The sequence below is a fragment of the Peribacillus asahii genome (assembly GCF_004006295.1).
GTDB lineage: Bacteria > Bacillota > Bacilli > Bacillales > DSM-1321 > Peribacillus > Peribacillus asahii_A.
In genome coordinates this window covers 1,112,566-1,127,614 of sequence record NZ_CP026095.1, presented here as the reverse complement: position 1 = coordinate 1,127,614, position 15,049 = coordinate 1,112,566, and the positions used below count along the sequence as shown (strand labels likewise).

At 36.0% G+C, this 15,049-nt stretch carries 12 protein-coding genes, 2 pseudogenes and 1 riboswitch; of the genes and pseudogenes, 2 read left to right on the top strand and 12 right to left on the bottom strand.

Annotated elements, in window-relative coordinates; all coding sequences use genetic code 11:
- Window positions 1-68: 68 nt before the first annotated feature.
- Window positions 69-149, bottom strand: a riboswitch (glycine riboswitch).
- A gap of 258 nt (window positions 150-407) precedes the next feature.
- The 9 genes and pseudogenes from BAOM_RS25455 to BAOM_RS05605 form a co-directional block, all read right to left on the bottom strand.
- Window positions 408-536, bottom strand: a pseudogene (locus BAOM_RS25455) (IS6 family transposase); the annotation flags it as partial.
- A gap of 765 nt (window positions 537-1,301) precedes the next feature.
- Window positions 1,302-2,618 carry an MATE family efflux transporter gene (locus BAOM_RS05640; RefSeq protein WP_127759434.1) on the bottom strand — a complete coding sequence of 439 codons (1,317 nt, stop codon included), beginning with the start codon at window positions 2,616-2,618 and terminating at the stop codon, window positions 1,302-1,304.
- 77 nt (window positions 2,619-2,695) lie between these two features.
- Window positions 2,696-3,529, bottom strand: a complete 834-nt coding sequence (gene nikE, locus BAOM_RS05635; protein ID WP_127759433.1) for a nickel import ATP-binding protein NikE — start codon at window positions 3,527-3,529, stop codon at window positions 2,696-2,698.
- A gap of 18 nt (window positions 3,530-3,547) precedes the next feature.
- Window positions 3,548-4,315: a nickel import ATP-binding protein NikD gene (gene nikD / locus BAOM_RS05630; RefSeq protein ID WP_373995335.1), complete on the bottom strand. Its 768-nt coding sequence runs from the start codon at window positions 4,313-4,315 to the stop codon at window positions 3,548-3,550.
- A gap of 66 nt (window positions 4,316-4,381) precedes the next feature.
- Window positions 4,382-5,215, bottom strand: a complete 834-nt coding sequence (gene nikC, locus BAOM_RS05625) for a nickel ABC transporter permease subunit NikC (protein WP_127759431.1) — start codon at window positions 5,213-5,215, stop codon at window positions 4,382-4,384.
- Window positions 5,212-6,156, bottom strand: a complete 945-nt coding sequence (gene nikB / locus BAOM_RS05620) for a nickel ABC transporter permease subunit NikB (protein ID WP_127759430.1) — start codon at window positions 6,154-6,156, stop codon at window positions 5,212-5,214. Before nikB ends, nikC begins: the two co-directional genes overlap by 4 nt.
- A gap of 20 nt (window positions 6,157-6,176) precedes the next feature.
- Window positions 6,177-7,799, bottom strand: coding sequence for a nickel ABC transporter substrate-binding protein (gene nikA, locus BAOM_RS05615; RefSeq protein WP_127759429.1), 1,623 nt, complete (start codon window positions 7,797-7,799; stop codon window positions 6,177-6,179).
- Window positions 7,800-8,279: 480 nt separating this feature from the next.
- Complete coding sequence (locus BAOM_RS05610) at window positions 8,280-9,431, bottom strand: cation:proton antiporter (protein ID WP_127762454.1); 1,152 nt, start codon at window positions 9,429-9,431, stop codon at window positions 8,280-8,282.
- 457 nt (window positions 9,432-9,888) lie between these two features.
- On the bottom strand, window positions 9,889-10,401 hold the full coding sequence (locus tag BAOM_RS05605) for a GrpB family protein (RefSeq protein ID WP_127759428.1): 513 nt from the start codon (window positions 10,399-10,401) through the stop codon (window positions 9,889-9,891).
- A 304-nt stretch (window positions 10,402-10,705) separates the two neighbouring features.
- Here BAOM_RS05605 and BAOM_RS05600 point away from each other — a divergent pair, with 304 nt between their 5' ends.
- Window positions 10,706-11,941: an IS110 family RNA-guided transposase gene (locus BAOM_RS05600; RefSeq protein WP_127759427.1), complete on the top strand. Its 1,236-nt coding sequence runs from the start codon at window positions 10,706-10,708 to the stop codon at window positions 11,939-11,941.
- A 225-nt stretch (window positions 11,942-12,166) separates the two neighbouring features.
- Here BAOM_RS05600 and BAOM_RS05595 read toward each other — a convergent pair whose 3' ends face one another.
- From BAOM_RS05595 to BAOM_RS05585, 3 genes and pseudogenes are all read right to left on the bottom strand, one after another.
- On the bottom strand, window positions 12,167-12,646 hold the full coding sequence (locus BAOM_RS05595) for a membrane lipoprotein lipid attachment site-containing protein (RefSeq protein ID WP_127759426.1): 480 nt from the start codon (window positions 12,644-12,646) through the stop codon (window positions 12,167-12,169).
- A gap of 340 nt (window positions 12,647-12,986) precedes the next feature.
- A complete protein-coding gene (locus BAOM_RS05590) occupies window positions 12,987-13,625 on the bottom strand; it encodes an NAD(P)H-binding protein (protein ID WP_127759425.1) in 639 nt (212 codons plus the stop codon).
- 112 nt (window positions 13,626-13,737) lie between these two features.
- Window positions 13,738-14,251 (bottom strand): annotated as a pseudogene (locus tag BAOM_RS05585) (IS1595 family transposase); the annotation flags it as partial.
- Window positions 14,252-14,294: 43 nt separating this feature from the next.
- Between BAOM_RS05585 and BAOM_RS05580 the strand changes: the two are divergent.
- Window positions 14,295-15,014: a tyrosine-type recombinase/integrase gene (locus BAOM_RS05580; RefSeq protein WP_164853138.1), complete on the top strand. Its 720-nt coding sequence runs from the start codon at window positions 14,295-14,297 to the stop codon at window positions 15,012-15,014.
- The last annotated feature ends 35 nt before the right edge of the window (window positions 15,015-15,049 follow it).

Sequence of the window (15,049 nt, the reverse complement as noted above, 5' to 3'; positions counted from 1 at the left end):
GGTATAAAAATAAGAATAATAAATAAGTACTTGTTATGCTAAAACGATCAGCACAACAAATATATATTCAATACTCTTCTGTCCTTTTGCCTGAGATTGTGAACCCTTCGGCGCCGTGGAATTCCCACGGTCTCTCCAGAAGCTGCTCCTGCTATAGTGTGATCCATAGCAATCATAGCTTGCTTATTATTTAAAAATATTATTTCTGAATATTTTCCATTTTAGTAGTAGATTAATATTTTGTCAATATAGTGGATAGGGCATATCTCTCATCATCTTTAATTTCATTTAGGGTACAGTTCGAAGGAATTCATCTATAAATTCTATAATTAGCTTGTACACAATAAGGCTTATCGCAATAAGTTTACAATTAAAGCAAAAATTCTTTGCTGAACATTGAAATAATACTTAAAGGGATGCCGTACTCTTTCATCTAATTCAGGTCCATATTGATGAACCCAACGCGTAATCGTTGTATGAGCGATTGACAAACCTCGCTCCTCCATCATTTCCACCAAATCACGAAAACTGAGGTTGGAGATTACTTGCAAGTGTCTTGAAATTTTTGCACCAGAATCTGCAACATGATGCTTCTAATCGTTTTGATCAAACGATTTTTGGTGAATCTGATTAATTGTTGCCACGAATCAAGTCCAATAAAAAATACCACTTCACGAAAAGTGGCATAATCCTTAGAAACCCTTACATACCAAGGGTTTCAGCGCTATTTAAATGATGACCTGTGAGGGACTTGAACCCCGACCCCCACCCTGTCAAAGCGAAATCTACTAGTTTATTAATTTCAAATATGACAGGTAAGACCTTATTTAAATGAAATTCATTGATTTATCAAGGTTCTGGTGTTTTCGAAATATGATAGGTTATACCTGCTATATCCGATACCACCATTTTGGGCACCAATATTGGCACCACAATAAAAGTCCTCTAAAGGTTGATATGACAAGCTTCTACGCATTCAATAAACGTTGAATGGCAACCATTTTATTGGAGGATTGATTATGGCCAACATTAAAGTTCAAAACAGGATTTCAACGTTGATAGAAAAAGCTTTGGTGGCAGACTGATCATGCTTCCACTTGAACGTATTTTTCGCTTCCATATCAATCACATCCTTTTTTAGAATAGTAATATCAGTATATCCAAGAGTTTGAGATTACTGCAATTAACTTGGAGTTTCGCACTAGAACCCTGTTAGAGATTATGTGAGACGAAATAATGCCCATTATGAATAGGTAAAACACCTTCTTCAAACAACCCGTAAGGATATTAAGGAGGGACATTCACGATTCTTGTTTATGATGAAAAATTTTCTTATTCAGTCTAGAGATATACATAACTAGAAAGCCAGATCTCCCCATACTAAAAACAATAAAGGCTAGCCATAAGCCATGATTGTCCAAGATGGGAGTTGCAGTGACTTGCACAATAATATACGCGATCAACGCGTATATCATAGAGTTTCGAACCGGTGCAATTTCAGTGGCCCCCGTAAAAACACCGTAAATGACGAGTCCGAAACAAGCTACAAATGGGAAAATAATAAGCCAAACTCCATATGTATTCGAAAGCTCAATTACTCTCGGCAAATTCGTGAAGAGTCCAATAATCTGTTCTTGAAATAGTCCATAGATGCAAGCAATGAAGAAAGCAGATAGAATTGACCATTGCCAAGATAAGGTGAGCGTTTTTTTATATAATTTTTCATCATTTGAACCAATTGCTTTACCTACGAAAATGCTAGATGCATTCGCAAACCCATCAAAGAAATAAGCCATAATATAATGAATTTGGATTAACACAGCATTAGCGGCTAATAGTTCTGTACCAAAGGAAGCACCTTTTGCTGTAAACAAGTTAAAAACGGCTAATAAACAAATCGTTCGAATAAATAAATCCCGGTTAACGATAAACATCTTTTTCATAGAATGTGAATCTATAAGTGTTCCTACAGGTGGAATTTTCCATTGAATTGGTGATGCCTTCATTAAAAGAAGTAATCCAATTAGACATGCTGTGATTTCTGCGATTAAAGTTGCCATCGCGACCCCTTTTACAGCTAAAGAAAAAACATGAACAAACAAAATGGCAAGACCCATATTTAGAACATTCATGAACACTTGTAAAAATAAAGATATTTTAATTTTCGACATGCCCATCAACCACCCAAGAATGACATAGTTCATCAAAGTGAAAGGAGCTCCCCAAATTCGAATTCGAAAATATTCCATTGCAAATTTGCTAACATCGGCCTCAGGGGCAATTAGTGTCAAAGCGGCATATTCAATTGGCCATTGCAAGAGGATAAAACAAAGACCTACAATGACAGCTAATAAAAAAGGGCGAAATAAAGCGAGTGTTCCTTGAGCTTGATCGTTTGCCCCATTAGCTTGAGCGGCAAACGCAGATGTGCTAACTCGTAAAAAACCAAATAACCAATATAAAGTATTAAAAATAATGCTCCCTACTGCAACTCCTCCAATATACGCTGGATCTGGAAGCTGACCAACAACTGCTGTATCTACAGCTCCTAATAAAGGGGTTGTCATCGTTGAAATCGTTAAGGGGATGGCTAGAGCAAGGTATGCTCGATGATTCATCGGATTCTCCTCCAATATATTCTTCAAAAAATAGAAACAAGAGCCTCGATTTTCAAACTGAAATCGAGGCCTTCTTATCAATCAACATATATGGTCTTACTAATCCTTGTTGGAAGAGAACGAAAGCGTGGATGCTCAGCAAGGATAGCACCTCTCATCTGTTTAACGACAGGATGTTCTGACGAAAAAAACTGGTTTTTAGAATCGTAAAGCTCGATTAATTCCCCTTGTTCTAGTACACCTAATGTATCAGCGATTGCATAGGCTGCTTTAATATCATGAGTGATAAACAGATATGATAGTCCAAAATCCTCTTTGAGTTCGCTTAGTAAATTTAATATAAGAGTTTGGTTGACCATATCAAGGCTACTGACAGATTCATCTAAGACAATTAGTTTGGGCTTTAGGGAGATGGCTCTAGCGATATTGATTCTTTGTAATTGTCCTCCGCTAAATTGATGAGGGTATTTAGTTAAATCTTTTTCACTGAGACCAACTCTTTCTAGCAATTCAATAATGGTTCGTTTTTGTTCAGATATCGTTAGCTTTTCATAGTTTTCTAACGGTTCAGCAATAATTCGTTCAGCTGTTAGTCTAGGATTGACGGCTGAATAGGAATCTTGAAAAACAACCTGTAAATCGCGGCGGATTTTTTGGCGAGTCAATTTATCCGCTGTATAAATATTATGTCCTTGAAATAGAACTTGTCCTTGTTGAGGTTGTTCTAAACCAAGAATGATTTTGCCTAATGTGCTTTTTCCAGCGCCACTCGTACCTAGTAACCCCAAGCATGTTCCTTCTTCAATAGAGAGAGAAATGTTTTTGAGTACTTGTTTTGGACTATCTTTCCACTTGAATAATTTATGAGAGCCGTAACTATGAGTTACTTCTTTTACTTGTAATAAACTCATGTGTATTCTCCTTTGAAATTATCCTATATATTCTTCTACATGCAATGTTGGTCGAGCATGGAGAAGCTTTTTCGTATATTCGTGCTGCGGATGATCAAATAGTTGAAATACGTCCGCTTTTTCAACGATACGACCGTGCTGCATCACGATGACATCATCAGCCATTTCTGAAATGACACCAAGATCATGAGAAATTAATAAAATGGCTGAACCATAATCTGTACGAATTTGATTCAAATGATGCAGCACTTGAAGTTGGTTATTAACATCAAGTGCAGTTGTTGGTTCATCTGCAATAATAACAGCAGGATGCAAGCATGCGGCCATCGCAATCATGACCCGTTGAAGCATTCCGCCACTTAATTGAAAAGGGTAGGATGTTAATAATTCCTTAGGATTAGGTAGATTCACATGCTGCATTGCTTCAATAGCAATCTCTGTTGCTTGTTTTTTATTCATTTTCGTATGAGAGCGAATGGTTTCAATGAATTGATTACCAATCGTATATACAGGTGTAAAAGCATTCATCGGGTTTTGCATAATAAAAGCAATGTCTTTGCCACGAATATTGCGCATGGCTTTCTTATCTAATCCATTCAACTCGCGTCCTTGCAGTTTTATACTACCTTCAATCGTTGTTGTTTTTTGATCAAGAAGTTGCAAAATAGCCATACTTGTGACCGTTTTACCGCTCCCGCTTTCTCCGACAATACCGAGTACTTTTCCACGGTGTAATTCAAACTGAATGTCTTGTACGAGGGTGGAGGTATTATCCTTTGTTTGCATGTGTACAGATAGATTGTTGACTTGCAATACATTCGACTGTTCTGTTTTCAATTTCTTCATTCCTTTTTAAAAACGACGTTTAACTCCAAAGCGTTCAGATAAAGCTTCGCCTAAAACATTGAAGGTTACGACAACGAGCATAATCATTAAACCTGGATAGAGCATTAATTCTGGATTCGTTCGAATGTAAGATTTTCCTTCAAGAATCATCGCTCCCCATTCTGGAGTAGGAGGCTGCACGCCTAAGCCGAGAAATGACATCGCAGATAGATCCATAATAGCCCAGCCCATTTCTAGGGTACCCATGACAGCAAGTGGAGGAAGAATATTAGGTACGATATGTTTCTTCATAACTTTCCAAGAAGACGAGCCGCTTATTTTTGCGGCTGCAATATAGTTTTGCTCCTTCACACTGAGGACCATTCCTCGAAATATTCTCGCATAATAAACCCATTGCACAAGGATTAAGGCTAAAACGACTTGGGAAAGTCCAGGTCCAAATACCCCAACTAATCCAATAACAAGTAACAGATTAGGAAATGCCATAACCGTATCGCATATTCTCATTAAGATATAATCCAACCAACCACCTGTATAGCCAGCAAGTGTTCCGATAATTAAGCCGATGACTAAAGATGAAAGAAAAATAAGTGAAGCAAAGCCTAATGAGATGCGAGCTCCTATTAAGAGACGCGATAAGTTACAACGACCTAAATGATCGGTTCCTAATGGATAATTCCAAGAAGGAGGTTGAAGTTTTAGCGCTAAATTCACTGCAACTGGGTCGTTAGGTGCAAGCCAAGGAGCGAAAATAGCTAGAAAGAATAGGATACTTAGTATGATAATACAAATACCCAACGCTTTTTGACTTCGCAATTGAGAACGTATAGTAGCAATCATTGGCTGTGCCCTCCTTTTCTGGAGATGCGTGGGTCAATGTACATTTGAATCAAATCTACAATTAAATTACTGATAAGAAACAGTCCAGCTGCTAGTAGCACATAGCACTGGATAACAGGAATATCTCGATTAAAAATGGCTTCAATAAAGTAACGTCCAAATCCTGGCCATGAAAACACAGCCTCAACAATAATGGTCCCTGTGAGTAGTTTACCTAGATTCATTCCAAGTCCAGTAATCATAGGGGAGATGGCTATGCGTAAAACATGTTTACCCATAATGATGCTCTCCTTTATCCCTCTTGTACGGGCAAATAAGACATATGGTTCTTGTAAATTTTCCAAAACACTAGCACGTAATAAGCGTGTATACAACGCAATTAAGGGCACTGCCAATGTAATCGAAGGTAAAACAAGATGTTGTACCGTACCAATTCCTTCTACTGGAAATAAATTGAGCTTCACAGAAAAGAAAAAGATTAATAAGTATCCTAACCAGAAAGATGGAATGGATGCCCCGAAAAAAGCAAGAAATCGACTAAAATAATCAATTCCACTGTTTTTCTTGATTCCAGCTAAGAAACCAAGGGGGACACTAACCAATATAGCTAGTAGAATACTGCCTAGAGCTAACTGAATCGTGGCTGGCATTCGATATGTAACCTCGTCCCAAACAGGCTTATTAGAAATATAAGATATGCCAAAATCCAATTGGCATATCTTAATAATAGAGTTTACATATTGAACGAGGATAGGTTGATCCAGGCCAAATTCATGTCTTTTCTGCTCCAACATTTCCTCTGTTGGTTGGATATGGGCAGCTGCTAAATAAGCTTCAGCCGGGTCGACTGGTGAAAGCCGCATCATTCCAAACGTAAACAGTGTAGCAAGAAGAAAGATTGGGATAATAGCCATCATGCGTTTCACGATATAAGTGCCCATGAAAACCCTCCTGTTGCTAACTATTCAATGCTAATACCAGTGAAGGGATGTTCGTCACGATTAGCAGGGAAAGTAAAATTAGATACATCTTTTTGATAAACTGCGACTTTCTTAACATAAGAGATTGGAACAATTGATCCCTGCTCTTGTAGTGATGTTAAAATAGAAGAGTATAGTTTTTGACGTTCTTTTTCATCTGTTGATTTTAAAACGTCAGTAATTTGTTGTAGTAACTCTTCTTTCTTTGGATATGATGAAATGGCTTCCTTAAAGCCGAATCCTTCTGAACCAACGACGTTTACGAATATATGTGGGTCATACGGTGCACCATAATTACTAAAGAAATTTAAGTCAAAATCGTTTCCTTTAAATCGTTGAACTTGCACAGGCAATTCTACTCCAACGATGTTTAATTTCACACCAAGTGCTGCCCACTCAGCTTGTAATGTTTCTGCCATCGCTTTTTGAATCGATTCCGCAGAGTCGTACATTAATTCTACTTCAAGTAGTTTACCATCTTTTTCACGAACATTTTTTCCTTTTGGAAGTTTCCAACCTGCTTCATCTAATAATGCTTTTGCTTTTTCTACATTGTAATCAATCGGTTGTGCATCGATATTTGACGTGTAAGGAAAGTTTGTTGGTAAAATATAATCTGCTTTGTCTTCTACTCCTGAAGTGATACCATCGACCATAGCTTGTTTATTAAATCCATACTGTAACGCTTGGCGAACACGTACATCCGAAAGTTGTTCTTTCTTCGTATTCATGACGAGTTGACGGGTTGCAACTGGTTCAGACACACTAGTTTCGTAGTTTCCAGTTGATTCTAATTGTTTGAATGTATCTAAACTGATTACTCCTTCACCATAAATAAGGTCCAAATCTCCTTTTTCAAATGCAAGGACTCTTGTCTCAGCGTCAGGAATGATTTTTACTTTGATTTTTTTCACTTTAGGGAGTTCGCCCCAATAATTTTCATTGCGTTTAAAAGTCGCATATTCATCGGCTTTATATTCATCTAATACCCAAGGACCTGTTCCGACCGATTTTTCAATCCCTTTTGATGTGTCACCATTTTTCGGGAAGCCTGCTTCACCTAAGAAACGGACCGGACGAACAACCGCTAATTCTTGAATCGTAGCATAATAAGGTTCTGTTAACGTCAATTGGAACGTATGTTCGTCAATTACTTTCGTTTGATCAATCTTGGGAATAAATCCTAACCAACTATGTAAAGCAACATTTTTCAAAATGGCATCAAAGTTCTTTTTCACGATGTCAGCATTAAAGCTTGTTCCATCTGAAAATTTTACTCCTTGACGAAGGTGAAATGTGTATGCTTTCCCGTCTTTTGAAATATCCCAAGATTCCGCTAATTGTGGTTTTAATTCTCCACCATCTTGATAGCTAACTAAAGATTCATACACCATAGATTGTGCAAATAATTGAGAAGGGTTATAGACATGTGGATTCATTTCACCTATATCCCGCGGCCAAGCAATAGTAAGCATGTTTTTACTCTCTTTGTTTGAAGCTGAATCTTCTTTTGATTCATTTGTACATCCAAGTAAAAGCGTTGATAAAATGAGAACGATTGCAAATATAAATAAAACTTGTGTACTAGTTCGTCGTTTCGACATAAAATTGGTGCCTCCTACACATTATTGAAAATCATTATCAATTCTAAAGAGCATACATACAATTGTCAACATAATTTTGAATACTCTCCAAGGGTAAATTACACTATTAAAACACACCAATAGGCAAACGGTTGCGGTACGGTGCATCAGTTCTCCCTCAAGCACACCACGCACCACTCTAAAATTAAAGAAAGGAGAACAAGGCTAAGCATTTTTCATAAAAGACAGCAAGTACAACTTATTTGCAGGAGTATAACATTGCTGTAATAATACCCTTGGTAAGTATCATTAATTACATTATATAATCAGATAATAAATTAACGACTAATTCTTCCACAATCTGGCCCTAATATGTAAAATGAGCGCCAATTCCTCAAGAATGGCACCCGATTGTTGAAAATCAAAAAATTAAAAAGAACTTCAAAAATTGATTTTTAGTTATTGTGCTAACGCACCCCGTTACTTGAATAAAAAATTTTATTAGTTACGCATAGATTCAGTTTGTATTTTTGATTTAAAAAACCATTTCATCATTGGAGGAGTCACAATAGTTGTTACAAGAACCACCACAACAATTACAGCGAACATGTCTTGGCTCAGTAACTTTGTTTCTAAGCCGATTGTTGCCATGATTAGAGCAACTTCACCACGAGATACCATTGCCGCACCAATCCCTAATGAACTATTCCACCCAAATCCAGCCACTTTAGCACCAACTGCTGATCCAACTAACTTCGTAAGAATAGCTAAAACACTTAAAATAATAATAAGACCTAAGTTTTCACTTATTCCTGAAAACTCAGCAGTAATTCCGATAGAGGTAAAGAATACAGGGACAAAAATTGAATAACTAATTGTTTCCACTTTCTCAAAAATTTCATGTTTGTAGTTGGTTACACTTATAGCTACACCTGCAATATAAGCTCCAATTATGGCAGCAACCCCTGTGTATTCAGCTAGGTACGCATAAGTAAAACATATAATTAGAGCAGATGAAATGACTGTTTCCGTTACTTTTAAAGATGTAAACTTATTTAAGAACCAAGGAACTACCTTCCAACCAACAAGAATAGATCCTGCGAAGAATAATATTTTCTTTAAAATAACCGTTGTTAGATTAACATCTCCACCAGCAAAACTCATTAAGAATGCCAAGGCAATTATAACTGCCACATCATCGATAACGGCTGCTCCTAATATAGTGGTTCCTTCACGGGTTTTTAATTGATTCATTTCTTTAAGGGCTTGAACAGAGATGCTCACACTTGTAGCAGAAAGCAATAGCCCTAAAAATAAGGATTCCATTGTAGTTAGATTTAATACGACACCTGCAAAATATCCTAAAACAAGTGGAACAATACTTCCACCAAACCCCACCAATGTAGAGGCTTTACCAGTTCGTTTGAATTCATCAACGTCTGTTTCCAACCCCGCAATAAACATTAGCAGTATGACACCGATTTGACTAAACTCTGCCAAGGTTTCGTTCTCATTTACGAGTCCTAAAACCGATGGTCCAAGTACAATTCCAATTAAAAGTTTACCAAGAACTGAAGGTTGTCCCAACCTCACACTTAAACTTCCAGCTATTTTGGAAGCAACTAAAATAATCACTAATTGAAGGATTAACAACATTTGACTCCACCTTTCTTTGTTTATAATTTGTTTAAATCTGTAAAAAACACAAAAAGAGCCTGTCACCAAGGGCATAATAATCCCTTGGTGACAGGCTCCTCCGAGTATACTTAATATTTTATTATGTTCTATACTATCATATTTGAGTCTTAAAAAGGGTATCTTTTATGATTTCTTTATACGATGTTCTTAAACTATTCTGTCAAGTTAGTTGAACAAGAACCATTTCATAAGACTATCATAAACCAACATAAATGATAGCAGCCGTTCTCTCATGTTGAACATCTTAGTTGGTGCTACTTTGCCCAATGGGATATCGCGCACTTTAGTTCAGTAGGGATCTAAAGTGCGCGACGATAGAGTGTGCCACTTAAAAGCATTAAAAAAAGACCGTCTATGGACAATCCTGTTCTTGAAGTAAAGCCCCCGTTAGCACAATAAAAATTAATGCCAGTTATTCTTCTTTTTTGGCTTTTTGTAATACATTCTGGATAAAAGGATCTTTATTTTCAGTATAAGAAACTCTATCAAAACGAAACTTTTTTGCCAAATCAACCTTTAATTGGTGATATTCTTTTAAAACATCAGGATTATTTCTTAAATAATTTCTGAACAAAATTTGATTGTTCCAATGTTCTCCTTCAAATTGATAAAAATGCAAATGATGTGTACCAGCTCTCCATTGTCCCTTTCTGAAGAAACGTCTTTCAGGAAGTTCTTTATGATAAACAAATTCATATCCTATTTGTTTTAAAGGCTCAATGAATTCGCCAACTACCTCTAAATCATTTACTCCGATAGCAATATCTAAAATAGGTTTAGCACCTAACCCTTCAACAGATGTACTTCCTATGTGTTCAATAGATATAGCCTTGTCAGCTAAAATTTCCTTTAGTTTAACTTTTTCTTCTTTAAATTGTTTGGACCAATTTGAGTTGTAGTCTTCAATTGTTATTTCCTTATCCATTCTTTTCCCCCTACCTCAATTAGAAAAAACTCTCCTTGTTCAACTCTACTGCCCATTCGTATTATAAGGTCAGCCAGTTATTTCTGGTTGACCATTTTTCATATGGTTTTATCCTATCAGTAGCCAAGGTAGAACGTAACTGCCCGTGGGGCTTTGACCCCGTCAGCTAAACCGTTCGCCCCCTACTTGTAGAAACATGATTGAGGCTGGTTGGGACGTAGATCTCGTATAACAAGCGAAGCTGTGACACTGCATGGAGGATTAGGGGTTACTGGCAAATCACTAGATTAGGAGGAGATGTAGAATGAATTCAGTCGTTGGTCTGGATGTTTCAAAAGGGGAAAGCCAAGTTCAGGCATTTTTAGATAAGGGCAAACCATATCGTAAGAGCTTTAAAGTCCCTCATACTGTTGAGGGACTTAGTTACCTTGTAACGTTTCTAGAGGATGTGAAAAAAGAGGCTGGTAAGAAACCTTCAATAGTTTTAGAGGCTACTGGGCATTACCAAGCTCCTGTCGTTCATTACTTGGAAGAACGAGGATATTTATTGATTATTATTAATCCATTAATTTCATACAAAGCAAGAAGTTCAAGTTTAAGAAAAGTAAAGACAGATGCCATAGATGCCTATCTTCTCTGTGAGTTGTTCTATAAAGAGGAGTTAGAGCCATATAAAAAGCGTGGTATTCAGTTATTGAACCTTCGAAATCTTACACGACAACATGAAAATATAACTGGCGTAATGATCCAAACAAAGCTGCAATTTCAGACAGTGTTTGAACAAGTGTTTCCTGAATATAAAGGGGTTTTTGGAGATTTATATTCTGTGGTGTCACTCTTAACTCTTTCAGAGTTTCCTTCTTCAGAAGACATTCTGAAGGCAAGTGAAGAAGCCATTACAGACAAGATATTTGAGTTATGTAAGAGTAGATCCATCAAATGGGCAAATGAAAAAGCCATTCAGCTTAAAGCTGCGGCAGCCCGTAACCCTTTTGAAAAGACCGTTTATCAGAGTCATATTTTAAGCCTAGGTATGTATATAAATATTCTTCTTCAGTACAAAGAGCATCTATCAAAGTTAGAGACAGAGATAGACGCTCTCGCTAAAGAAATTGAAGAATATACTATTATCAAATCTATCCCAGGCATTGGAGAAAAGATCGCGGCAACGATTATTTCTGAAGTTGGGGAGATAGATCGATTTAATAATCCTAAAAAGCTTGTGGCTTTCGCTGGAGTGGATCCTAGTGTATTCGAATCCGGTAAGTTTACAGCCACCAAAAATCGAATCACAAAACGAGGATCTAGTAGGCTTTGCCATGCATTATATATGGCAGTTCGTTGTGCCATTCGTGATTGTCGCAAGAAGAAAACGACTGATGAAATCATCCCTCGCAACAAAAAAATGCGTGAGTATTACGATAAAAAGCGTGAAGAAGGAAAACCTTTTAAAGTGGCTATTATTGCTTGTGTAAATAAGCTCTTACATTGGATTTATGCCCTATTAAAAAATAAAACAACTTTCCAAGATATAGCTTAAAAACTATGTCTAACTAAATAACTCAAAACTTTCCATTCGAGAGAAAACGGAAGGTTATTTAGTATACACTTTTTTAGTATATCATCTATGATTTTAATTTTTTATTGAAAAATATTGACAAACTATTAGCTGGTTTAGCACAAGAAGCGATTGCTCTAATTGAACAATCGCGCCCGTTTGTTGAAAATCGTTATCACAATAAAACAACCCGTTTGTTCATCAAATCTACTTATTTTTATTATACAGTTCAAATGACTCTTCAAATTCGTCCCATTTTACATTTACTTGTATAACTTCATCTTCATTTACTTTTGCCCCACCTTCTGAACTTCCTTTAGAAGTAAATATTAATTCTTTAGGAGGGTCAGTAAATTCCTCTGTTGCTTCCCCACTACTTGTAAGTGTTTTAAAAGAGTATTCAAGTTTTTGCATGGAAGATAACTCTTCTAAAGAACCCTTGTATTTTAATATAAATTCATAACTGTCCTTATTAGAGTAAGTCTTTGTTCCGTCATTATTCCCCCATGTTTCTGTTCCTTTATAAGAATATTCAGCCTTCCAATGTTCACTTTCTCCAATAAATTTATAATTGTTGTTAGTAACTTTATCTTTATTAATCTCTTCTTTAGTAATTTCATTTTTAGTGACTTCCGTACAAGCCGTTAAAACTAATATTGTAAATAATAGCGTGAGTATTTTTTTCATTTTACCTCCCCCTTTATCATTCTATTTTACCATGATACCCCAATTAATTTCTTAAACTATGCTGCCCGTTAGTTTAAGTGAATTCCTTCACAATTTTCACTATACAATTTAACATGTTATTCAACAATCTGGCCCTTTTGTTGAATAGAATGAATCACATTTTTTTAAACAGTTTTATTATCTCTGTACAAAACTAGTGATATAAATATTAATATGTAAACAAATTTAAAGAGCATGTTTTGAAAAGGCTATGTTCTAAAAGATTGTTGCTATATATTTTAAAGGAAGAGGACTTTAAGAATAGGTCCTCTTCTAACAAACATAGTTTACAATTAATATATTAATGTGAGATAAAAGGTGCTTTATGTATGTACTTTGGGTTATCTATATGGTCAATAATAAAGGTAGCTATATCTTGATTGGTGATTTTTGTACCAGGCATATCAGTAAGGCTTTCCTTTATATAATTTGATTTTAAGCTGTCTTTTACAAATGGCAATCTAATTAGTGTCCAGTGGATATGTTTATTATTGAACAAAATTTCCCATTCTAATTTTTTATCTACCATCATTTTTGGAAACGAAAGTTCAAACATCTTTGCTCCAAAACGATTTAAAAAGCTCTTTTTATCATCATTAATAGTTAGAGAACCACCAGAAACCCCTATATAACGACTAATGTTTAAATCTTTCATCACTTCAAGAATATTTTTAGTTACTTTGCTATACATAGGTTCCTCTTTGGTTGGTTGACCAAACGTATTAATAACTATTTTACAATCTTTAAGTAGTTCTCGAATATTTTCTATATCTTGTATTTGTCCTTCCACTATTTCGATTTTGTCATTCTTACACAATAACTTTTCTGGATTCCTAACAAGCATACGAACTTTATATCCTTTCTGTATTGCATTAGTTGCAATATGACGTCCTACTTTCCCTGTTCCTCCAATTATACCTATCTTATAAGGGTTATCCATTATACACCTCCAACTAAATATGATAATAGATATACGTACAATTCTATAAAGAGGTTTCTTATTTTTATATTTTTAACTAAATTTACATAATAACGGAATTCTATTTATGTCATTAGTTGAAATTTCTAATATCCATTACAGTTATAAAATTTGTTTTTTTACAGATACCTAACAACATTTCATTTGTATTCTCTTTATAAGGTAATTTCTTATTTAATTCTAAGAAACGATGCCATACTAAATAGCTATTCATATATTTTGTCGCTACCCCATTGAATCTTTCCATCCAGTCTTTTAATCTTCGGTGATAACTGTTTACGTGTTGGATGTGATAGATTTGTTGACGAACATATTCTTTGTTACGTGCATTAATAGCTTCGTGTTTTAACCCCTTTATAGCAGCAAATTTTTGTAGTTTGTCGCTGTATCCGTACATAACAAAGCAGACTCATCTAAATAATCACCCAGTACAGCATCAATTTCAAGAGCTGTTATACGCCCTTTACCAGCACTTCTGAAAGAATTTGACCATTTCTATCGTGAGCAACGACCACACATATTTGTTCTTTAGATATACCTCTTTTCGAAGCTGAACCTCCTCTTTTTCGAGGTTTTCGGTACGTAATATTTTCTTACCTTCAATTGTATACTCAAAAGTTAAACGAGGAATTGGCCAATGCGACTGTAAAGAAAATACACAATCTTTTATCTAAAGCCTTGCAGAAGGCTGTGAAGTGGGGATTAATCAAGAATAATCCGGCTAAAGATGCTTCCCCTCCCTCTATCCATAAAACGCCTAAGCAAATATGGACATTAGAAGAAGCCAGGGCTTTTCTAGAAGTTTGTGAGCAAGAAAACGAGCTTGTCCCTTTCCTATTAGCTATCTTTACAGGCATGAGGCGAGGAGAAATTCTCGCTTTAAGATGGAAAAACGTCGACTTAGACAAAGGAGTTATACACGTAGAAGAATCCTTAGCCCGTACAAAAGCAAAAGGTTTATTCGTAAAAGAAGTAAAAACTTCTCATTCACGGCGTGACGTGTATTTATCAGCTAGCGTACAAGGGGCTTTGGTTAGATATAGAGAGAAACAAGCACTCAATAAACTAGGTTTAGTCATTGCATCAAAAGCTGGCGGTTATCTTGAACCACGAAATCTCATTCGTAAGTTTAAAGCTCTTACGAAGAAAGCAAACGTTCCTGATATTCCTTTTCACAATTTGAGACATACTCATGCTACGATTTTGATGCGAATAGGCGAAAACCCCAAAGTGGTGAGCGAACGTTTAGGACATGCCAGAGTAGGAATTACACTTGATATCTACTCGCATACAAATGAAGAAATGCAAAAGAAAACAGCCAATCGATTTGAGGATCGCTTCTGGACATAACGGACAAAAAAGCACATAAAAATAAACAATGGAAT